Origin of the sequence: Microcoleus sp. Pol8_D6 (assembly GCF_036700965.1) — a bacterium.
Taxonomy (GTDB): Bacteria; Cyanobacteriota; Cyanobacteriia; order Cyanobacteriales; family Microcoleaceae; genus Microcoleus.
In genome coordinates this window covers 39,973-60,121 of the sequence record NZ_JAUBPW010000039.1, presented here as the reverse complement: position 1 = coordinate 60,121, position 20,149 = coordinate 39,973, and the positions used below count along the sequence as shown (strand labels likewise).

At 43.6% G+C, this 20,149-nt stretch carries 22 protein-coding genes; 10 read left to right on the top strand and 12 right to left on the bottom strand.

Translation table 11 applies throughout. From position 1 onward, the window contains the following. Window positions 1–369 precede the first annotated feature (369 nt). From QUA10_RS16840 to QUA10_RS16805, 8 genes are all read left to right on the top strand, one after another. Window positions 370–1,623 (top strand): DNA replication/repair protein RecF, encoded by a 1,254-nt coding sequence (locus QUA10_RS16840; protein ID WP_333083588.1) that lies wholly within the window; start codon window positions 370–372, stop codon window positions 1,621–1,623. Between the two features lie 147 nt (window positions 1,624–1,770). Beyond that, window positions 1,771–2,169, top strand: coding sequence for a photosystem II protein Psb27 (gene psb27 / locus QUA10_RS16835; RefSeq protein ID WP_333083587.1), 399 nt, complete (start codon window positions 1,771–1,773; stop codon window positions 2,167–2,169). Window positions 2,170–2,527: 358 nt separating this feature from the next. Further along, a complete protein-coding gene (locus QUA10_RS16830) occupies window positions 2,528–4,177 on the top strand; it encodes a family 10 glycosylhydrolase (RefSeq protein ID WP_333083585.1) in 1,650 nt (549 codons plus the stop codon). Window positions 4,178–4,332: 155 nt separating this feature from the next. Next, window positions 4,333–5,499: a DUF262 domain-containing protein gene (locus tag QUA10_RS16825; RefSeq protein WP_333083584.1), complete on the top strand. Its 1,167-nt coding sequence runs from the start codon at window positions 4,333–4,335 to the stop codon at window positions 5,497–5,499. Beyond that, entirely contained in the window at window positions 5,496–6,650 is a 1,155-nt protein-coding gene (locus tag QUA10_RS16820) for a DUF3696 domain-containing protein (protein WP_333083583.1), read from the top strand. Before QUA10_RS16825 ends, QUA10_RS16820 begins: the two co-directional genes overlap by 4 nt. Window positions 6,651–6,653: 3 nt before the next feature. Then, a complete protein-coding gene (locus QUA10_RS16815; RefSeq protein WP_333083582.1) occupies window positions 6,654–7,595 on the top strand; it encodes a hypothetical protein in 942 nt (313 codons plus the stop codon). A 156-nt stretch (window positions 7,596–7,751) separates the two neighbouring features. Further along, window positions 7,752–8,375: a restriction endonuclease subunit R gene (locus QUA10_RS16810; protein WP_333083581.1), complete on the top strand. Its 624-nt coding sequence runs from the start codon at window positions 7,752–7,754 to the stop codon at window positions 8,373–8,375. A gap of 73 nt (window positions 8,376–8,448) precedes the next feature. Next, complete coding sequence (locus QUA10_RS16805) at window positions 8,449–9,720, top strand: bifunctional sterol desaturase/short chain dehydrogenase (protein ID WP_333083580.1); 1,272 nt, start codon at window positions 8,449–8,451, stop codon at window positions 9,718–9,720. A 110-nt stretch (window positions 9,721–9,830) separates the two neighbouring features. Here the strand turns inward: QUA10_RS16805 and QUA10_RS16800 are convergent, their stop codons facing one another. Both QUA10_RS16800 and QUA10_RS16795 read right to left on the bottom strand, forming a co-directional pair. Next, window positions 9,831–10,646 carry a phytanoyl-CoA dioxygenase family protein gene (locus QUA10_RS16800; RefSeq protein WP_333083579.1) on the bottom strand — a complete coding sequence of 272 codons (816 nt, stop codon included), beginning with the start codon at window positions 10,644–10,646 and terminating at the stop codon, window positions 9,831–9,833. A gap of 182 nt (window positions 10,647–10,828) precedes the next feature. Beyond that, entirely contained in the window at window positions 10,829–11,428 is a 600-nt protein-coding gene (locus QUA10_RS16795; protein ID WP_333083578.1) for a glyoxalase-like domain protein, read from the bottom strand. A gap of 120 nt (window positions 11,429–11,548) precedes the next feature. Between QUA10_RS16795 and QUA10_RS16790 the strand changes: the two genes are divergently transcribed. Further along, the gene (locus QUA10_RS16790) at window positions 11,549–11,953 is read left to right on the top strand and encodes a gamma-glutamylcyclotransferase (protein ID WP_333083577.1); all 405 of its coding nucleotides are present in this window, start codon (window positions 11,549–11,551) and stop codon (window positions 11,951–11,953) included. A 20-nt stretch (window positions 11,954–11,973) separates the two neighbouring features. Here the strand turns inward: QUA10_RS16790 and QUA10_RS16785 are convergent, their stop codons facing one another. From QUA10_RS16785 to QUA10_RS16755, 9 genes are all read right to left on the bottom strand, one after another. Beyond that, a complete protein-coding gene (locus QUA10_RS16785) occupies window positions 11,974–12,714 on the bottom strand; it encodes a response regulator transcription factor (RefSeq protein ID WP_333083576.1) in 741 nt (246 codons plus the stop codon). 53 nt (window positions 12,715–12,767) lie between these two features. Continuing rightward, on the bottom strand, window positions 12,768–13,040 hold the full coding sequence (locus tag QUA10_RS16780) for an ATP-binding protein (RefSeq protein WP_333083575.1): 273 nt from the start codon (window positions 13,038–13,040) through the stop codon (window positions 12,768–12,770). A 559-nt stretch (window positions 13,041–13,599) separates the two neighbouring features. After that, the gene (locus tag QUA10_RS29130; protein WP_445243586.1) at window positions 13,600–13,977 is read right to left on the bottom strand and encodes a transposase family protein; all 378 of its coding nucleotides are present in this window, start codon (window positions 13,975–13,977) and stop codon (window positions 13,600–13,602) included. An 18-nt stretch (window positions 13,978–13,995) separates the two neighbouring features. Next, on the bottom strand, window positions 13,996–14,289 hold the full coding sequence (locus tag QUA10_RS29125) for a helix-turn-helix domain-containing protein (protein ID WP_445243585.1): 294 nt from the start codon (window positions 14,287–14,289) through the stop codon (window positions 13,996–13,998). Window positions 14,290–14,314: 25 nt separating this feature from the next. Continuing rightward, window positions 14,315–14,962, bottom strand: a complete 648-nt coding sequence (locus tag QUA10_RS16775; protein WP_333083574.1) for an ISAzo13 family transposase — start codon at window positions 14,960–14,962, stop codon at window positions 14,315–14,317. Window positions 14,963–15,623: 661 nt separating this feature from the next. After that, window positions 15,624–15,824 carry a hypothetical protein gene (locus tag QUA10_RS16770; RefSeq protein ID WP_333086314.1) on the bottom strand — a complete coding sequence of 67 codons (201 nt, stop codon included), beginning with the start codon at window positions 15,822–15,824 and terminating at the stop codon, window positions 15,624–15,626. Window positions 15,825–15,987: 163 nt separating this feature from the next. Further along, a complete protein-coding gene (locus QUA10_RS16765; protein ID WP_333083573.1) occupies window positions 15,988–16,593 on the bottom strand; it encodes a zf-HC2 domain-containing protein in 606 nt (201 codons plus the stop codon). 140 nt (window positions 16,594–16,733) lie between these two features. Next, window positions 16,734–17,393, bottom strand: coding sequence for a sigma-70 family RNA polymerase sigma factor (locus QUA10_RS16760; protein ID WP_041622468.1), 660 nt, complete (start codon window positions 17,391–17,393; stop codon window positions 16,734–16,736). Between the two features lie 100 nt (window positions 17,394–17,493). Then, the gene (locus QUA10_RS16755; RefSeq protein ID WP_333083572.1) at window positions 17,494–17,985 is read right to left on the bottom strand and encodes a molybdenum cofactor biosynthesis protein MoaE; all 492 of its coding nucleotides are present in this window, start codon (window positions 17,983–17,985) and stop codon (window positions 17,494–17,496) included. A 636-nt stretch (window positions 17,986–18,621) separates the two neighbouring features. Between QUA10_RS16755 and QUA10_RS16750 the strand changes: the two genes are divergently transcribed. After that, entirely contained in the window at window positions 18,622–19,014 is a 393-nt protein-coding gene (locus tag QUA10_RS16750) for an SH3 domain-containing protein (RefSeq protein ID WP_333083571.1), read from the top strand. Window positions 19,015–19,151: 137 nt separating this feature from the next. Here the strand turns inward: QUA10_RS16750 and QUA10_RS16745 are convergent, their stop codons facing one another. Next, window positions 19,152–20,132, bottom strand: coding sequence for an aspartate carbamoyltransferase catalytic subunit (locus tag QUA10_RS16745; protein ID WP_333083569.1), 981 nt, complete (start codon window positions 20,130–20,132; stop codon window positions 19,152–19,154). Window positions 20,133–20,149 lie beyond the last annotated feature (17 nt).

Here is a 20,149-nt window from a genome sequence, read left to right as displayed (position 1 = left end):
ATCGCATCTATCACGGGATGGGATTATATTCTATCGGCACTAAATACTGTAGCATAATTTTGGAGAATTGGTATTAATAATGGCTAAGGCATACTGGTTGATGTTTCCTTATTAGCTAGAGCGCTCGCATTAGCACTATTCTGAACATTCGCCAGGGTGGAAAACCCCTGGCATCCAGCGAAAGTAATCGCTATGAAGACTAAAGAGATTGTGTCACCATAAAACATTTATTACTTCGTTATAATGTCATTGCGAGGGCAACGAGGGGCGAAAATCGCAATAGTAAAAGCGCTCGGTTGCCACCCTGTAAGGTGCGCCCGGTTGTGCAGCCCACGATGACTGTATTACCAATTACCAATTACTAATAGTATGTATTTAAAAACGCTGCACCTACGGCACTTTCGGAACTATTTCGATCAAAAGGTAGCGTTTGACGCTCCCAAAACTATTTTAGTAGGAAATAACGCGCAAGGAAAATCTAACTTGTTAGAAGCGGTAGAGTTGCTTTCTACCTTAAAAAGCCACAGGGTAGGGCGCGATCGCGATTTAATACTCGACTCAAAGCCGATCGGGCAAATTGATGCTACACTCGAACGTCAAACCGGAGCGATAGACTTAGCTTTAACTCTTCGCTCTGGGGCGCGTCGGACACTGAAGATCAACGGTGAACCACTGCGCCGCCATTTAGACTTTTTGAGCGTCTTAAATGTAGTGCAATTTTCTTGTTTGGATTTGGACTTAGTGCGCGGCGGGCCCGAAGGAAGGCGCAATTGGATCGATCGCCTAGTCATCCAATTAGAACCGATTTACGCTCACATTTTGCAGCAGTATAACCAAATTTTGCGCCAGAGAAACGCTCTGTTGAAACGTTCTAAAGAAATCAGGAAAGCGGAATTTTCTGAAGGTTTTGATAAAATGCGATTTATCGGATCTGAAACTCCCGAAGACCCAAATATCGCAGAATTCCCAATGCCCAATGCCCAATGCCCAATGCCCAATGCCCAATCCCCCATTCCCAGTTCAGAATTAGCTTTGTGGGACGCGCAGTTGGCGACAGCGGGCGCTCGCGTGATCCGCAGGCGCGATCGAATTTTGGAGCGTTTGATGCCTTTAGCTCGAAATTGGCACGGTTCAATTAGCGGTTCAGCAGAAGTTTTAGATGTGAAATACGATGCTAATATTGAAGTAGGGGCGGAATTTATCGCTAAAGATAATCTCGAAGGAGTGCGACAAGCATTTTTAGAGAAAATTCAAAAAAGAGCGATCGCAGAACAGTTTCAAGGAACCACTTTAGTCGGCCCCCACCGCGACGACATTACATTTACAATTAACAATACCCCAGCTCGTCAATACGCATCCCAAGGTCAGCAGCGAACTCTGGTATTAGCATTAAAATTAGCCGAACTGCAGCTTATTGAAGAAGTCGTCGGCGAAGCGCCTTTACTATTGCTCGACGACGTACTTGCAGAACTCGATCTGAGCCGCCAAAATCAACTTTTAGAAACAATTCAAGAACGATTTCAAACTCTGATTACTACAACTCACCTAGGCGCTTTTGATGCTCAGTGGCTGCGACAAACCCAAATTCTCTCCGTCGTTGCTGGACAAATCAATCGATTTTAGATTTTAGATTTTAGATTTTGGATTGACAAATTTTCTGTTTCATGGTAAGGGCACAAAAAAAATTAAAAATTGGCATTATTAGCTCCATTCGAGATAGGATAAAGGTTAATTTTGATTGCCGCTTTCGCTTCCATTTTTCTAACCCTTATGAAGCATTACATTTCCCGTCTGTTAGCCCTGATATTAGTTGTTGTCATCGGCGTAGCGGGCTGTACCAATGTTCCGGCCACTCTGAGTGGAGATTATGGCCAAGACACATTAGCATTAGTGAAGAGCTTGAGAACAGCGCTCACTTTGCCAGAGGGCACGCCGGAAAAAGCAGCCGCTCAAGCCGAGGCTCGCACAAGTATCAACGATTTTTTTGCTGCCTACCGCCGCGATCCCGCTCTTACCAAGCTAGCCTCTTTCACGACAATGCGGACGGCATTAAACTCTTTGGCAGGACATTACAGTTCCTATCCAAACCGTCCGGTTCCTGAAAAATTGAAAAAGCGTCTTGAGTCAGAATTTCAGCAGATTGAAGCTGCTCTTAACAGAGGAGCTTAATCTCAACATTTAGGATCGAGGATAAATTTTAATAATTCATCTTTCATCCTTGATATTTGAGTGTTAACAATTTTTAGTAGAAATATCAACTTCTTTTAGCGCCCACTGTACTAGGCGCTTTTTTATGCAGCATTTAGGGAAAAAATACTGCAAAACTGTTTAATCGCCGAGTCTTATCTTACCCGATCGCCCTTATTGAATTTAAATAGCCACCAGATAGAATTTGCATTGTGCGATCGACTTGTGCCATAACTAAGTCAACCGAAAAAAGTAGAAAATTTGTAGCTGCTTGTTGAGCGCGATCGGCAAAATGCGATCGCCACCCAATTTAAACTAGAAAACCCCATTCAACTCTCCCATGAAAATTGCACCAACTCGCCTTGCGAATTTTCAACACCAGCGACGCTTTTTAAGTGCGGTAACTGCTGTTTTAACCAGTAGCTTCATCAGCCAGCTTGTGTGGCCCTTTATGGGAAATCAACCAGCTTTTGCCCAAACATCAGCCTATTGCCAATTATCCCCAGAACAAGTCAATCAAAAAGAAGACTTGCGCCGCGCCGCGCTGTCGGGAAAACGGGAATCTCAGCAAGCATATTTTGCTATTTTGAACAAACACGCGCGGGAAATAGCAGAATGCCGCCAAAAAACTTGGCCCGAAACCCAAGCAGTTTGGTTGCGTTTGTATCCCTGCGATGTCAGACCCGGAGAACTCGATCGAGTATTAGACAAAGTTGTGAATAAAGGCTACAACCAAGTCTATGTCGAAGTGTTTTACGATGGTCAAGTGCTGCTACCAGCAGCAGACAACCCTACGGTTTGGCCTTCTGTTTTGAGAAATCGCGGTTACGAGAAATACGACTTGTTAGAAAAGGCGATCGCCAAAGGCAAACAGCGAGGTTTAAAAGTCTACGCCTGGTTATTTACCATGAACTTTGGCTATAGCTATGCTCAGCGTCCAGACAGACAGCAAACCCTCGCTATCAACGGTAAAAATCAGACAAGTTTAACAGTAAGCGAATACGCAGCAATTAACGAGGATTTCGGAGAAGTTCCGGGCAATCAAGCCTTTATCGATCCGTACAACCCGCAAGCACGGCAAGACTATACTTTGTTAGTAAATCAAATAGTCAAGCGCAAGCCCCAAGGAATGTTGTTCGACTACATTCGCTATCTACGGGGCATCGGACCCGCTTCAGTTGCTACCAAAGTTCAAGACTTGTGGATTTATGGCCCAGCATCGCAGCAAGTTCTTTTGCAGCGGGCTAGCAATCAGCAAGGGCGAGATTTAATTCAGCGATATTTGACTAGGGGATTTATAAATACTACTGACGTTCAAGCATTAGTCAAACAGTATCCAACTGAGCGAGAACCTCTTTGGCAGGGTCGAATTCCGCAGGCCATGTCAGTAGCAACTTCACCTTCAAGAACGCAGAATGCCGCATCAAGATCGGTCTCAACAACTCCCGCCGGTAACAAGCCAAACCCTGCAACTCCCACACCAAAACCGACACCGACACCGCGGCTTCCCGATACCGGCATTCTGCAAAAAGACCTGTGGAAACTAAGCGTTGCTCACGCCGTCCAAGGGATTTTAGATTTTTTGGGGGTAGCAATTCAACCAGCTCAAAGGATGGGAATTCCCGTAGGAGCGGTGTTTTTTCCCACTGCAAATCAAGCGATAAATCAAGGGGGATATGATTCGAGATTGCAGCCTTGGGACACATTTCCGGCTGCTATAGAATTCCACGCCATGTCTTACGGAAATTGCGGCGATGTAAGCTGCATTGTGCCACAGGTGCAGCGGACTGTAAGTTTAGCGCCTGCAGGAGCAAAAATTATTCCTGCTATTGCTGGAGATTGGGGAAAACCTCTCAAAAATCGGCCGTCTTTGGAGATTCAAATGGCGGCAATTCGCTCTGCGACGCCACAAATTAATGCGGTGAGTCATTTTGCTTTTGGGTGGCAAGAACCGGAGGATGAAAGGGCACGGCAAACTTGCCGATTGTAGAGGGATTATTTGTAGAGATGCGATTTGTAGCGTCTCTACAAGAGAGAATGTGTGCGATAATATTTGAGAATGTTCTTATCTGCTAGGAGCGTTATCCAAGTTTTAATAGGACAATACCGAATCATAATAAATATTAATACAAAGGAGTATTCCCTATGGTAGATCAGCCTGAACCCTACAACCAATTATCTAACCAAGATACGACACTTGATGAACTAAATTTAATGCAACAGGAAGAAGATAACGATGCTGAAGCCTATGAAACAGACAAACTGATATATGACCCTGAAAAAATTAATATTTTCACCAAAGAACCAACTATCGAGCAACTATTAAGAAGAATCAATGAGGAAGCTCTCGATTTAGCACCGGACTTTCAGCGCCATGCAAATATCTGGAAAGATGACGCTAAAAGCAGACTAATTGAGTCGATCCTGATTCGGATTCCATTACCCGCTTTTTATATAGATGCAACTAATGAAGATAAATGGTTAGTTGTGGATGGATTGCAGCGGCTATCTGCTCTCAAGCAATTTATGAGCGATCAAACACTTAGGTTACGCGGACTAGAATACTTGATCAATTTAGAAGGCAAAAACTATGATGAAATCGGGCGCAGATACCAGCGTCGAATAGAGGAGACTCAGGTGACAGTTTATTTGATTGGAAAAGGTACACCTCCTGAAGTTAAATATAATATTTTTAAACGGATTAATACAGGTGGGTTGCCGATGTCTCCTCAAGAACTCCGCCATGCTCTCAACCCCGGTAAGGCAACAAAGTTTTTAGCTAAGTTGGCTCTTTTACCCGAATTTCAGCAAGTTACTAATATTAGCAAATTGCGTAAAATGCGGATGGATGACAGAGAGTTTATACTGGGGTTTCTCGCTTTTACACTTACATCTTATCAAGATTACAAGAATGACACAAATGACAACAGAAGTGTGTTTTTAAGTCGCGCTTTATTTAAGGTAAATAATTTGCCTGAAGAACAATTAAATATGATTGAAAAACAATTTAAAAAATCTATGATTGCAGCGTTTGAGATTTTCGGTAAAAGTGCTTTTCGTAAAATGTATCAAAATCAAAATAGGCTGTATCCAATTAACAAAGCATTGTTTGAATGTTGGTCAGTTACTCTCAGTCAACTTACGGAAGAACAAATTACTGTATTGAAAAATCAAAAGCAAAATTTAATTGAAAAATTTATCTATTATGTAGATAAAGATCCAGATTTTCTGGCATCTATATCTCAGGCTGCTGACAAAATAGAGTACAGATTTAGAAAAATTGAACAAATAATTAACGAGGTGCTGGCATGATTACTTCACTAAATTTGCTTAACTTCAAACCTTTTGCAAATCAACTTTTAGAATTCAGAAAATTGACTTTATTTTCTGGCATAAATAGCACTGGTAAATCTTCTGTATTGCAATCGCTCCTGCTACTGCGACAATCTTATCAACAGGGTTTATTACCAGAAAAAGGGTTAGCGCTTAATGGGGATTTAGTGAAAATTGGTACTGCTCAAGACGCACTTTTTGAGGGAGCAAAAGAGGAATTAATTGGTTTTGATATTGTTTGGGAACACAACAGCAAGGGGCTATGGCGTTTCAAATATGACAAAGAGGTAGATGTGTTGAACCTTGAGTCAGAACAAGTTAGTTCAGAAGTGTATCAATCGAATCTTTTTGGTAAGAACTTTCACTACCTCCAGGCAGAACGGATCGGGCCGCGTCCATTTAATGAAATGTCAGACTACCAAGTACGACAGCTTGACCAACTCGGTATTAAAGGTGAATATACTGCACATTTTCTTTCTGTGAAAGCGGGTCAAGTTATTCCTAATAGTAGTCTCAGCCATCCTGATGTAAAATCAAAGATTGAACCAGGTGATGTTCAAGTAAAATCAATGGAGTTGATAGACCAAGTTGAGGCGTGGATGGGAGAAATTAGTCCGGGTACGCGCCTTAAAATTGAGGCTAAATCAGATGTCGATTTAATGAGTTTTCAATATTCCTATGGAGATAGCAATCCTTACCGTGCAACTAATGTGGGATTTGGAATTAGCTACACTTTACCGATTATTGTAGCGGCACTTGCATCAACACCTGGTACAATCATTTTAATTGAAAATCCTGAAGCGCATCTCCATCCGAAAGGACAAGTTAAAATGGGTGAATTGTTAGCTTTGGCAGCTAGCGGTGGGGTTCAAGTTGTGATAGAAACTCACAGCGATCATGTTTTAAATGGGATTCGCCTTGCGGTTCACGGGGGCAAAATTGACCCGAAAGATGTTCAGTTGCACTACTTCCACCGTGACAATAAAGAAAAAGAAAGACAAGCTGTGACTGAGGTAATATCGCCAAAAATCGATCGCAACGGACGAATTGGTTCATGGCCAAAGGGTTTTTTTGATGAGTGGGACAACAGCTTGGAGATTTTGTTGAAACCGGCGGTGGAAGGAGAATAAGCGATGGATTTGGAGATGGTGTTTAATGAACTGTCTGGGCGGACTCTGGCTCCTGATATTTCTACGGCACGACAATGGATGGCAGAATTGATTAGGACGATGGTTGCAGCTAAAGGCTGTGGATTAAAGGCAATGCGTACTAAAGAAAATTTTTTGGCTATTACACTGGCAGAAAACTATCCTCTTTCTCGTTGGCTTAACGATCGTGAAGTTAATAAAGACGAGCGGACTTTTCTGAGAACGCTTGCAACTAAGACTCCTTTATCCGTTGATATTCCAGATATAGAGATTAAAATAAAAGTTGAAGACCCTAGTTGTGAGTTGAGTTTACAGGGTATTCAATCCGAAAGCTTTAAAGTTGCTTACTACCTTGAAACATTAGTCATTAGTCTGCATTCAGAATTGCTGTGGAATGCTAGTCGTATCAACTTAGATTTGATACAACTTGATGAGAATGGAGAGCTAATAGAAGAAAGTGTAGAGTTTCTTCATGCTAGTCAGAAAAACCACGTTCTCGAACACGCTGAGTGGATTAAGAAACGTCAGCAAACAGCGGTGGTTGACGGTTGGGAGCTGTGGAACCGTCGAGATGAGTTATTCTCCAGCCTGGAATTTTGCGATCGCGTCAGCCAACAGATAGAAAGCCTTGTCGATCCGAAAATGTTACGACAAGTTGTCAGAAAGTTATTTGAGCTTGATGAATTATCTAAAAGCTGGACAGACGGAGCGCTAAATTTGGATAATCTTCCTAGTAAGGCATCTCCAGAGAGTGAGTCAAGACTTAAGCAGCTTAGAGAGCAACTAAATATTCAGTGTCTTGACGGGAAAAAGCGTATTTTCAGTTTACACATCCGCATGACACCGGGAGCTTGGCGACTCCATTTCTGCACAGAATTAGGTCCCGGAAAGATAATCATTGGGTATATTGGCCCCAAAATAGAATAATTTACAGCGAATTGTGCTCGCAAATCCCAATGAACAGACATCTGGGTCAAATTAACTTACTCGGAATTTCATCTGCGTTCATTTGCGTTCATCTGCGGTTAACAATCTCAATTCGGCTAAACTTATTAACAACCCTAACAGCCGTTATTAATCATTATGCAAAAACTTCAAGCAAGAGATATCAACCTCCGCTATCTCATCGATAACTTCGGTTTACAGCGAGTTCGCAACAGTGAATTTTTCCGAGAATGGCAAGAAAACTTAGCAGAAGTAACAGACTCAGAAAAACAGTTGCTCGATCACGTCCAAGACATATACTTCAACTTGGTAGACAACTCCCCTGTATTGGAAAATGCAGTCAAGCTAACAATCATCAGCCCCATTTTGTTTATGGCCGGTCTGTACGAGTCTCCTTTTTACGTCAAAGCCGAAAAGTCCATCGCCATTCAAGAGGAAGACGAAGGCCGAATCATCGAAGGCAGAATAGATATCCTAATTATGAAAGCAAACTTGTGGGTGACAGTAATTGAATCCAAACAACTTTCATTTTCAACTGACGAAGCACTTGCCCAACTCCTGACATATATGCTGGCAGATCTCAACCCTGAAACTCCTAGTTTTGGAATGATTTCTACAGGTGCTAACTTCAATTTTGTCAAGTTAGTTAAAGGCGAAACTCCCCAGTATGCGCGATCGGCTGAATTTGTTATTTCCAATCCCGGCAATGAATTGTACCGGGTTTTGCAGATTTTAAAACGCCTGAGTCAACTCCCAGACTAGCAATAAAAGCCATTTTGAGTTATCTTTCAAAGCAGACAATATCTAATATCTCAAATTTCAAACTGGTGCGAGCATGGTAAATTACTTGATAGTCGGCGCTGTGGCAATAGTTTCTGTCTGCTGGGCAGAAATAATACGAGACTTTTATCACGTCGTGTCCCATTATTGGGCACCCCTGCAAAAGCTGCACACTTGGCATCACCGCGTTTTCCGCCCGAATTTGACTCCCGTCAGCGAGACAATTTACAAGCAAGCACATTGGCGTCACGACGTACCCGAAGGTGTGGCGATGATGGTTTTGGGCTTGTTGCTGTGGGTTGTAGCTTATTTTCGGTTGCCGCAATACCACTGGGGTGCAGCAGCCGGTTGTATTTATACTTTAGGCTTTTTGTTGAGCGCGATCGCCCGCGGGTGCGGCATCAAAGGCGCAGACGAATTAACCGACATCACCCACCAACCGGGAGATTTTCTGACTCCCCCGGGCCAGTGGTTAGTTAATAAGCCTTATCACTGGCGGCATCACTTCGACAATCAAAATGCTTACTATTGCGGTACTTTCACCTTAATAGATAAACTTATGGGTACAGCACTTTCTCTCAAAGGCAAAACTATAGCCGTCACCGGTGCATCGGGAACTTTAGGTCGTTCGCTACTCAAACACCTGCACAAAGCTGGTGCAAAAGTGATCGCCCTCACCTCTGGAAATGAGGAAATTACTTTGAATTTAGACGGCGAAAGTTTACCTGTAAAAACCGTTACTTGGCAAGCTGGCCAAGAGGCAGACTTAGCCCTATTTTTAGAAAAAATCGATATTCTCGTCATCAATCACGGGATTAATGTACACGGAGAAAGAACAGGAGAGGCGATCGCAAACTCCTACGAAATTAACACTTTTTCAGCGTGGCGGCTGATGGAACTCTTTTTCTTAACAGTCCGCACTAACGAAAACATCGCTTGCAAAGAAGTCTGGATCAACACTTCAGAAGCAGAAGTAATTCCCGCTGTCAGTCCCCTGTACGAGCTCAGCAAGCGCGCCCTGGGAGATTTAGTCACCCTGCGGCGACTGGACGCGCCCTGCATCGTTCGCAAACTGATTTTAGGGCCATTTAAAAGCAACTTAAACCCGATCGGCATTATGTCGCCAGATTGGGTAGCGCAGCAAGTTGTCAAACAAGCTAAAGCCGATGCGCGGAATATCATCGTCACAATTAATCCTTTGACTTTTATCGTTTTTCCAGTCAAAGAGTTTTTTGTTTCTCTCTACTTCCAAATTTTCAGCCGGAAAGCAGTCTCTTTGACAGATATAGAATTAGAGCGATCGGGCGTTGAAGTAATAACTAAGTGATATCAAATCCGGTTAAATCAACCTAATGCTTCTAGGGTTCTAGGTGAAATACGAATGACTTACGAAGTACGTTCGGGCTTCACCTAGTGAGGGTACAGTAAGAATTGGTATTACTTCTTTCCTACCAACTCTGATCTCTTTAGAAGTAGTTTCAGCCTGCTTGGCCACATTTGCTTGAGATTCCAGCGATAACCAACGTATTTCAAATGATTCCAGGGGTTCAGGAAACCTGTATGAAGATTAACAAACTCTGGCTGGGATTTACCGTTACGGGCAACCACAAAATAGGGTGGTTTGATAGAAGGATCGACGTGATTGAGGGACATGTACTCAATCACGTAAGCCCAGCGGGTTTCCTGGGAAACATTAGGTGTGGTACTGTGAAGTGTCAGCGAGGAAAACAAAACAATATCCCCCGCTTCTGCTTCAATGAAGAGTGGACTGTCAGGAGTTCCATCATACACAGCATAGTTACCTTCAACTTTGTGCGGCAGCCGTTTTTTGTGACTGCCCGGTTGTAACCACAGTCCACCATTTTCGGGGGTCATTCGCGTAAGTGCAATCCACAGTTGATAGTGATTATCCTTAAGGTTGCTATAGCCATTGTCCTGATGCCAAGGAAAGGTTTCTGCTCCTGGTCCTTTGGCTACTGCCTGATCCCACCGCACCCAGAAATTTGAACCAATGAATTGTGCAAGCAGTTCCACAAGTCGGGGTTGAGAGATGAAGTTTTGGATCTTTTCACTGTATTGGAATAGCTGACTGTGAAAAGTTAAGCTTCCTTTATTCAGATTATTGTCAATGTGCTTCGGATCGGCTTCTTTAATATCCTCGATCAGTATTCTCATCTCGGCTTCTGAAAAAAAGCCCCGGAGCTTAACATATCCATCTTGATTAAACTGATCGACTAATTTTGTCTGTCCCATCTGCTTTACCTCTTGAATCAAGTTCTCGGTTTTAAACAATGTTTGGGAGAAATTAAAGATTTAGTTAAGTTGTAACGGAGACGAAGAAGTCATAGCAACAATGACTGGCAAACTCGTAACTTTAGAAACCCGCTTTCTGGGAGAAACCGGATTTCTATATCTAAAATTTTTTGCCTGTCAGCTTAATTACTAACCTCAGCCATCTCAATGACGCGACCATCGTAATCTTTGACCAAAAAATTCAGAGGCTTTTCCCGGCGAATTTTATAACTAATGCCGCGAGTTTGTACCCTCATCAATAGCTGATCCAAACAATCGCGATCGAAACAAACGTGACGCTGGCGATTTTTTTCCCCTGCACCGGCCCCGCTAATGATGTGCAGTTGGGTATTTTTCATCAACTGATACCACAAACCATCGGGATTACCCAGCGTTTGAGAGGTCGTTGCCCTCCCGACATTCGGCGACAAATACAGCGGATCGATACCAGTTGTGCCCAAAGTTTGCTCGTAATTGTAGTAGTAGTGCAGCGGCACTTCTGCTACTGGCAAGTTTAGCATACCTTCATAGAACTCCCTCGCTTGTCCGAGATCCGATACCATCACCGTGTGTACCTTCGGAGCACTGGTGAGAAACATCCACATCGCCCCCGCATAGGCAGCCAGCAGCATCACCATAATCCCTTGAGTCGAAAACAAGCTGTCCAGGGGCAGGGACGGCAAAAAAGAGCTCAAGTACAAAGGACGAAGTCCAAAATCAATAAAACTAACTGCTAGAGTCATGAATTATAAGAAAGGGTAAACAACGAAATTTATCAAGATTGCAGTCGCGATCGCCCGCGAGACTTAAACTATTAGCTTAGCCATCTATGTTAGCAAAAACTAGCGGTTAAGCCCTACCCGATGAAAGTCTTTGTCTACGGCACACTCAAACCGGGGGAGTCCAACTACCTCCGCTACTGCGAAGGAAAAGTTGTGGATGCTTGCCCCGCGATCGCCCGCGGTCAACTTTTTGCCCTGCCGATCGGCTATCCTGCGATGATGGCCGGAGATGGTACTGTCTGCGGTTTTCTCCTCTGTTTCGCAAACTCGGCTATTTTGGACGATTTAGACCGACTTGAAGACTATCATCTGCTGCGGGAACCGACACAAAACGAATATCAGCGGCAGGAAATCGAAATCTTCGATCGACACCTCAAACCTTTAGGCACGGCTTGGGCATACTTCATGTTACCCGATCGCGTTCGTTCCCTAGGAGGCATCTGGTTGCCTGACGGCACGTGGGAAAATAGGTTTTTCGCCAAATAAAGTGGTTAATGCCGATGAGCTTAGTAAATAGCCATTGCCGTGCGATCCTCTTCGAGGGCTTCGCTAACGGGCGGATCGAACCTGTAACCATAACCCCGCATAGTTTTAATAAACTGCGATCCAGTAGGATCAACTTGAATCATTTTCTTGCGAATCTGACCGATATGTACGCTAACAAGTTGCTTTTCTCCTGTGTCGTGGCAGTTCCACCCCCGGATGTTTTCGATTAGCTGTTGGCGACTCCAAGATTGACCGGAATGACTTGCTAAAAAATATAATATCTTAAATTCCAAGGCTGTTAACTTTATAATGCGATCGTTGAGTGTTGCTTCCCGGCGCGCTGAATCGATCGCGAATCGATCGAATACAATACGTGATGGAGTCACAGGTCTCATCCGTCTCAACACAACTTCTATACGAATTGCCAACTCTGCCAAACCAAAGGGTTTACAGATATAATCATCAGCACCGGCGGACAGGACTTTAAGTTTATCAGCTTCGTCTGTGCGGCTGCTTAGCATGATCACAAAAACATTAGTACGGCGCTGCATTTCTTGGCAGAGGTGATAGCCTGTAGTATCCGGCAAATTCCAATCGAGAACTACTAACAGTGGCTTTAATTTCTCAAACACTTCTAAAGCGGTCTCGCCATCTGCTGCCGAATCTACTTGATATTTCTGAGTTAAAAAACGATGAACTAGAGTGCGGATGGAAGCGTCATCATCCACGACGATAATCTTGGGAGTAGTATGAGTAGTCATAACAAAAAAGTTTCTTTTTGTTGTCAATTTAAAGCTGGGATTACAGAACAGCTTTAGTCAAGCATAAACCCCAGCTCGCTCCTAATAACTGGTAATTCTTCAATTAACTTAGCTTGGATGTCAAAAAACTCTCCCATATCCCAAATTTTGACTTCTAGGCGTTCGTTAAATACGGTTATTTTAAGGTTGATAGGAGTTGCCAAGGGCAGATTTTTATGAGCGTGGCGAACAGCATTTGTAAACCCTTCTATCCTAGCAAGTTTGCACTGCTGCAAAACTGCTTCGGGAATGGGTAGATACTCTAAAAAAACTGCTCGACCCACCATAAAACTTGAACAACACTCTTGAGGTCAGTATTGAGTTGAAGGTGAATTGTTTTAATTTGCTGGTTATAAGTTTGATAAGATTGGTAATTTCGTTGCTTTTGCCACCGCAAAATAAAGGCATTCCACAAGTCAAGTACCCGCTTTAAATAACCAGATTGAGGCGGAGGTTAGGGTGGTATTATACCTGGATGAAAATATTTCACAATTAATAGACAGTTTCGCTCGTCAGAAGTGCGTGTATAGCTTAGGTTATCGGCAATTTTGCTAATAAGTTTTATGCCTATTCCACAGGAGGGAAGGTCATTTATGCTATTTTTCATGTTGCTATCCTTTCTAATTATTTAATACGAATTTTTAGATATACAACAGAATGGCATTCTGAAAGGTTAATTTTGCCTGATTTATGGCTGACTTTTCCCGTATGCCCTGCAGTTGTTGTCAGGATCATTTTCTCTTTTTTGCTGGGGTCTTGACAAACTCAGTTTGCGATCGCTAAACTGATCTAAAATTGACATTGACAATTAGAGAAGTAAATTATATAATAGACCTCTTACAAAAGTCATTCTAAAAGGTTGAGTTCATAGTTATAGATGCCTGCAATCAGGTAGAAGCGTAAACCAAATCTGCGTCGGCGATTTCGGTAACGTTCCGACAGAATCCGAAAAATTTTCAGCCTCGTATTAACGTGTTCAATAATAATACGTTCGCTTGCCAGAGTACGGTTTTCCTGCCGTTGAACCTGAGATAAATTAGAGCTTTTGGGCTTTTTAGTAGGTATCTGACTATTGGCATGAAGTTTGGCAATTCCTTGATAACCCTTGTCACGCCAAAGCTTAATTGTATTGGCTAGGCTAACTTTATTGCTCTTGAATAAGCGAAAGTCATGCCTTCTGCCTTTACCATGAAGCTCTGCAGATAATTGCTCCCGTCTTTTGATTAACCACTAATTGCGACTTCAAGGTATGATACTTTTTTTTACCGGAAAACACTTGTCGTTGTTTTTTTTTGGACGCTCGACTGGACTTTCGGTCACATCGACTACAACTACTTCTAAAACTGAGTCCGGTTGCAGCAGTGCTTTTTTTCCGGGTAAGCTAAACCGACCTGAACGAATCAATGTTTCCTCTACGTGTCTCACGATCGGGAACGCAGTCGATTCATTGATGTTCCAGGTTTGAGCAATGTGAAAGTAGGTACGGTACTCTCGCCAATATTGTAATGCCAGTAGTAACTGATCTTCTAATGAAATGAAAATTTAATAACTTTAGCGTCTGCTAAATAGTCGGAACAGCACGATAATTCCATTTTGGTAGATATTCATCAAAAATAATTTTCATTTTTTCTTTAAATCCCTTAGCTACTTTTTGACCAGTTTCATGAATTTTATCGCTCACATTTACTACCACAGAAAGCCCGGTTTTAGTATAAGTTTTTGCCATGAGGTTTTTCACCAACTCAAGACTGGTAAAAATTACTCCTTGACAGGGTCTGGTTACGAGAGGAAACAAATGATGTTCAATCGGATTATACTTCGATGTATAGGGGGGATAGTGTGCGATTATAATTTCTATTCCTAGCTCGTCAACTAATTTTTGTAAATCCGATTTAAAGATATGATGATTGGAATTATTACTGCCACCACCATCGCAATTTATCAAAATTGAATCGGCTTGAGGATAGATAAGTGTTCCGTAATTAACCCACCATAATTTAATCGATTCACAAGCAAATTCACTCGTGTCTTTACTGATTCCCAGGTTTAAATATCCTCGGTTATGTTGCAGATCATAAATTCCATGAGGTACTACTTTTCCTTCAGCCAAACTCCAAAAATCATGGTCGAATGTCGTAATAGCTTCCGTAGTATATAGACTTCCTGCCCGATATAGATTTCCAATAAATTCATTCTTTTTCGTGTCCATACTAACAATCGGATTTCCCTGTAACTCATACTAGGTGGTAATTCTGGCAAGATTTTCAAATTGTTCATTACGATTCTTGGTTACTCCGGTTGTTTGTTTTTTTTTGAGCTTGGCGTTTCACATATCCATGTTTTTTTTAACAGTTTTTCAACAACTGTTGTACTGACTATTATTTCCTGAGCCTTCAGACCTTCAACTATTTGTTTCTAGGTAAGATTTGTCCATTTAATTTTTTCCGACATTGGATCTCCGGCTGTGTGGTTTTTTAAAACTTCTAAAAAATGCTCATTTAAATCAGGTATCTCAGACTCCCTAGTTTTTCTTCCTCCTCCTCCACGTCGGCGAATCCTCTGTTGATTGCAAGTAGTGTCGGATTCACTTTTTAACTCCTTAATTCCCTTGGCTATTGTATTCCTGTCTGCTCTCAAAACTCGGGCTATGTAAAAATTCCACCATGTCCAAGTTTTACGGCTTCTATCGCTGCATATTTTCTTTGGTCTTTTTCAGATAAAGACTGATGATGTTTTCGCATTTAATCAGTAATTTCGTCTGAGTAGTACATAAATTAAGTTAGTCAGAAATTATTCACATCAAAAAATCATGGGGGACATAAAAAGAACTAAGTAGGTATAATATTTGAGATATCTATCGAAACATAAACCTATTCATATTCACTCATTTTTTTATGATACATTGCTGATGTTATTAAATTTTCATTCCTGATAAATTGCTGGTATATTGCCTCAGTAGCGGTTGTAATGTATCTCCTGCTGTGCGGCAGGAAATTGAGGAGACATTGCTGTTGCCGATCGCAAATATAAAAAAACCTGGTGACAAGTGCGATCGCCCGCTCTAATTCCACTGGCTACCTACTCCGATATTAAGATGCGATCGCCCCACAATAAGTCATTCCAAGCCAGGAAAATATCAAAGGATATATCCTACCTTGAAAAACTGGGAAAAACGGCAAAAGCCCCCTTTTTTAGGGAGCTTAGCAACTTGCGTTATTGATCAAAACAGAAATTCTACTGCGCCTTTGGCAATGACTTTTGAGAGGTTGCTACACCAACTTTGGGAATATCCATGATCGGCGCATTCACCCCAAGCATCAAATCGTTGGGATTAACCATCTCCACCAGAGGCTCGTTTAAAGCCATAATCAAACCGTCAGATTCAGCAGGAACGGGCGATCGAGCAAACTGAGGAGCAAACAATTGGCGGCCGCCACCGACACCGGACACCACCGCAATCAACAAAGCTGCGATCGCACCTCCACCCAAAATCCAAGTTTGTTTCGGCTTGCGTTCCACCCGCTGCAAAACCTTCGTCGCCAACTCCTCGGCCGATTGTTGTGCAGCAGGCACAGGCATTGCCTGAAAGCTCTGCTGCATCATCAGCAGTCGCGAGTACAAACGCTTCGTAGTGGGGTCATTTTTCAGCCACTCCTCAACTTGCCGGCGTTCTGTCGCCGTCACTTCACCGTCGAGGTAGGCACTTAGCAATTCAAAGCGATCGCGCATCATAGTAGTTACATTGCCCTGGGCATAATTGTTGTTAACTTGAGTTTCAGCGAGTGAATCCCCGACACCCTGCACATTCTGATTTTTATCGGATTCAAAGTTACCATTCATAATTTCCGACTTGCTCTAATTGGGGAATCACGCACTCGCTATTAGAATGATTTACTGCTTATTTATATTTTAAAATAGAAGTTTTGATGTCACAGCAAACATCACCAAATCTTCTTAACCCGCCTCTGAAATTACTCTTGCTAATTACCATCGAGATATTTTTGCAATTCCAACTGCAATCTTTGGCGAGCTCTAGCAATTCTCGACTTGACAGTTCCCAGAGAAACTCCGGTCATTTCGGCTATTTCCTCATAGGCTAAACCTTCTATTTCTCTCAAAACAATGGTCGTGCGGAATACTTCCGGCAAATCTGCGATCGCCACCCGCAACTGGTCGTAAAATTCTCTAGTCGTCAAATCTTCATCAGGCCCCGGACTGTCTGCCGGAATTTCCCAATCAACCTCGCCATCTTCCAGAGTACGGGGTACGTCCAGCGACAGCGGAGTTCGCACCCGTTTGCGCTTCCGCAACTCATCGTAAAACAAATTAGTGGCGATGCGGCTCAGCCAGCCCCGAAATTTAACAGGCTCTTGCAAACGGTTAATATTGCGGTAGACCCGAATCCACACTTCCTGAGCCAAGTCTGCTCGGTCTTGCCAGTCAGGGGCCAAGTGATAGAGAACCCTGTCTACGTGGGACTGATACCGCTTCAACAGTTCTGAAAAGGCAGTGGTCTCAGGTCGATTTCCTTCCTGACACCGCAACACCAAGTCATAATTAGAGAGTTTTTCGGCTGGCAATTGCACTCTTTGAACGGTCGCCACAACCGCAGACCAGGACACGGAAATAAAGTCGCTCATCGGTGGAATTGGCTCATCGAACATTCCACACTTTTTGACGTTAGGGGATCGTAACAAGTTCCCCTCTGCAATCTCAAATCTCAAATCTTAAATCCCTTGACTAATGCCCGACAACCTCGCACGCTCCAATACTAACCCAACTGCTAGAACCGTCAGCCCAATGTTCCTTTTTCCAAATCGGTACATTGTGTTTGAGCGTATCTATGGCGTACTGGCAAGCTGCAAAGGCTGAGTCCCGGTGGGGACAGCCAACAGCCACCAGTACGCTGATTTCGCCCACCTGCAAGTGTCCGACACGGTGGTGAATAGCGACCCGATTGACATCGGCCCACTGGCGGCGGATTTCAGTAGCAATTTGCTGGAATACTCGCACTGCCATCGGTTCGTAGGCTTGATATTCTAGGGAAACTACAGCTTGACCATCAGTTTGGTTGCGGACTGTACCGCTCATCATTACCACGGCTCCGTTCGCGGGGTCATCTGCCAAAGCGTATATTTCCTCTACCGACAACGGCGCTAAGGTAATGGCGAAGCTGTCTGATTCATGGCGTTGAGGAATTGTGCCGATCAAAAGTGTAGCGAAGGAGTTCATTGCGAAAGAAGTGGTGCTGGAGAAGTTAATTGATCTTGACACAAATCAAGTCGCGATGGATTTGTCTTGCATTTTTGTCGGGGACATAGGGCGACTAATCTTGAGACCCATCTTGTAGCACGGCCCAGGGCCCGGCGCCCTCGCCCCGAACTTCTGCACGAGTGCGATCGGCTACACTATGACTGACCCGAAGCAAATTAAGATTGTGCTTGAAGACGAGCCGGATGCTTGTTCGAGGGAATTAAATGCCCATCTTGCTGTAGCAATTCAATAAATAAGTACCAAAATAAGTAGTGTCATTCGCAACTCAGTACAAGCAATTCCCAACCCCAATCGATAACTTCGTTCGCTTTTTAATGACACAGTTAAGTTTAATTCTGCCCGGAGTTCTGATCTGCGTCGGCAAAATTTTTAGCAGTCGATGTAAACTTTATTTATTTTTTTGTTCCGGAAAGCTACATAAATGACATGATATACCTGTGCAGGGTTCAGGAACATTAGCCAATACTCGGCAAAAGCAAGACCTTAACGCCATTTTGTGGCTTTTATGAAACATAAGTTAATAATTTGGGCTGTTAATTGAGGTTTTGACCTGAGTCTGCACCAAGAAAGGTTAACAACAATCACGAGGAAACTATGGAAGCACTAGCATTGAGCCACTCTTTTGTTGCTTATGAATCTCCAGAGTCCGAACTCCAAGTCAAGTCGTTAGACCAACTGGGCTTGAAAATTCCTAATTCTGCATGGATAGGCGTTGCAGGTATGGCAGTAGCTCTATCTGTTCTGGGTGTCCCAGGCGAAGCGCAGGCAAGTTGCGGCTACTCCCGTTGTGGCGGTCACAGCCGTCACAGCTACGCTGAAGTTGCAACCAACGGCGGCCGACTGAATATCCGCCACCGCCCCGATGGCTGTTCTCATGTCATCGGCAAGTTATACAATGGAGACAATGTGAAATTGACCGGTCGTTACAGAAACGGCTGGGCCCAACTCAAAGGTGGCGGCTGGGTGAAAGCCTCGTGGCTTTCCTAACTCTTAACTAGAGCACTTTACATTTCTAGAAAGAGTGTTGATCGTTACCCGGTTTTACCGGGTAACGATTATTTTAAAGAGGCGATAGATCCTGAAAATCATGGCACATCCGAAATTCAGGACTAACAACTAACAGCCTAAGCTTTACCGCCGCCGATTAGATAAAGTAATGCCATCCGCACCGCCACGCCGCTGGTAACTTGCTGAGAAATCAGGCTAAACTGGGAATCGTCCATCAAATCGGAACTAATTTCCACGCCACGGTTAACCGGACCAGGGTGCAACACCTTCACATCCGGCTTGCAGAGTTTGAGCCGATCGCGCGTAATCCCGTACAAAGAATGGTACTCTCGTAAACTCGGCAGCAAATGGTCGCTCATCCGTTCCTTTTGCAGCCGCAAAGTCATCACAAAATCAGCATCGGCCAAAGCCGGTTCAAGCTGCCAATGCAAAAATAATTTGCCTTCCCTACCATCGCCACACTCAGCAAACAACAGCGGTAGCAAAGTTGGCGGCCCGGCCAAATGAACCTCTGCCCCAGAAGCCGTTAGACTCCAAATATTAGACCTAGCCACCCGCGAATGTAAGATATCCCCCACCACAGCAATTTTTTTACCCGCTAAAAGTTCCAGCCGCGGACGTTCGGTATCTAACAGAGCACAAATAGTAAATAAGTCTAGCAAACCTTGCGATGGGTGTTCGTGCTGGCCGTCTCCAGCATTGAGAACGCTGACTCTCGAACCCAAGCGATCCATTTCCGAAGCAATCGTGCTCGGAACTCCAGCTTGTTCGTGCCGGATTACCATCAAATCCGTTCCCATCGCCAGATAAGTCTTAGCCGTATCCAGAATAGTCTCCCCCTTCGTTAGAGAAGAACTTCCAGGGGTAAAATTCAGCGTATCCGCTGACAGCCGCTTCGCCGCCAACTCAAAACTATTGCGAGTCCGGGTAGAAGGTTCAAAAAACAAATTCGCGACCACTTGACCCTGCAGGGCCGGCACTTTCTTCGTGCGGCGGCCGAGCACATCCCGAAAACTGGCTGCTGTTTGCAGCACCGTATCGTATTCGTCCGAGGTAAAATCAGCCAGAGTGAGAATGTGTCGCCTTGTCCAAGTCATACAATTTTAGATTTGAG

Excerpts from the sequence above, each read along its gene's own strand:
- QUA10_RS16840 (WP_333083588.1), top strand. The coding sequence starts at position 370 with ATGTATTTAAAAACGCTGCACCTACGGCACTTTCGGAACTATTTCGAT.
- QUA10_RS16815 (WP_333083582.1), top strand. The coding sequence starts at position 6,654 with ATGGATTTGGAGATGGTGTTTAATGAACTGTCTGGGCGGACTCTGGCT.
- QUA10_RS16795 (WP_333083578.1), bottom strand. The coding sequence starts at position 11,428 with ATGACTCTAGCAGTTAGTTTTATTGATTTTGGACTTCGTCCTTTGTAC.
- QUA10_RS16830 (WP_333083585.1), top strand. The coding sequence starts at position 2,528 with ATGAAAATTGCACCAACTCGCCTTGCGAATTTTCAACACCAGCGACGC.
- psb27 (WP_333083587.1), top strand. The coding sequence starts at position 1,771 with ATGAAGCATTACATTTCCCGTCTGTTAGCCCTGATATTAGTTGTTGTC.
- QUA10_RS16805 (WP_333083580.1), top strand. The coding sequence starts at position 8,449 with ATGGTAAATTACTTGATAGTCGGCGCTGTGGCAATAGTTTCTGTCTGC.
- QUA10_RS16755 (WP_333083572.1), bottom strand. The coding sequence starts at position 17,985 with ATGAACTCCTTCGCTACACTTTTGATCGGCACAATTCCTCAACGCCAT.
- QUA10_RS16825 (WP_333083584.1), top strand. The coding sequence starts at position 4,333 with ATGGTAGATCAGCCTGAACCCTACAACCAATTATCTAACCAAGATACG.
- QUA10_RS16790 (WP_333083577.1), top strand. The coding sequence starts at position 11,549 with ATGAAAGTCTTTGTCTACGGCACACTCAAACCGGGGGAGTCCAACTAC.
- QUA10_RS16765 (WP_333083573.1), bottom strand. The coding sequence starts at position 16,593 with ATGAATGGTAACTTTGAATCCGATAAAAATCAGAATGTGCAGGGTGTC.
- QUA10_RS16820 (WP_333083583.1), top strand. The coding sequence starts at position 5,496 with ATGATTACTTCACTAAATTTGCTTAACTTCAAACCTTTTGCAAATCAA.
- QUA10_RS16760 (WP_041622468.1), bottom strand. The coding sequence starts at position 17,393 with ATGAGCGACTTTATTTCCGTGTCCTGGTCTGCGGTTGTGGCGACCGTT.
- QUA10_RS16785 (WP_333083576.1), bottom strand. The coding sequence starts at position 12,714 with ATGACTACTCATACTACTCCCAAGATTATCGTCGTGGATGATGACGCT.
- QUA10_RS16780 (WP_333083575.1), bottom strand. The coding sequence starts at position 13,040 with ATGGTGGGTCGAGCAGTTTTTTTAGAGTATCTACCCATTCCCGAAGCA.
- QUA10_RS16775 (WP_333083574.1), bottom strand. The coding sequence starts at position 14,962 with ATGGACACGAAAAAGAATGAATTTATTGGAAATCTATATCGGGCAGGA.
- QUA10_RS16810 (WP_333083581.1), top strand. The coding sequence starts at position 7,752 with ATGCAAAAACTTCAAGCAAGAGATATCAACCTCCGCTATCTCATCGAT.
- QUA10_RS16750 (WP_333083571.1), top strand. The coding sequence starts at position 18,622 with ATGGAAGCACTAGCATTGAGCCACTCTTTTGTTGCTTATGAATCTCCA.
- QUA10_RS16745 (WP_333083569.1), bottom strand. The coding sequence starts at position 20,132 with ATGACTTGGACAAGGCGACACATTCTCACTCTGGCTGATTTTACCTCG.
- QUA10_RS16800 (WP_333083579.1), bottom strand. The coding sequence starts at position 10,646 with ATGGGACAGACAAAATTAGTCGATCAGTTTAATCAAGATGGATATGTT.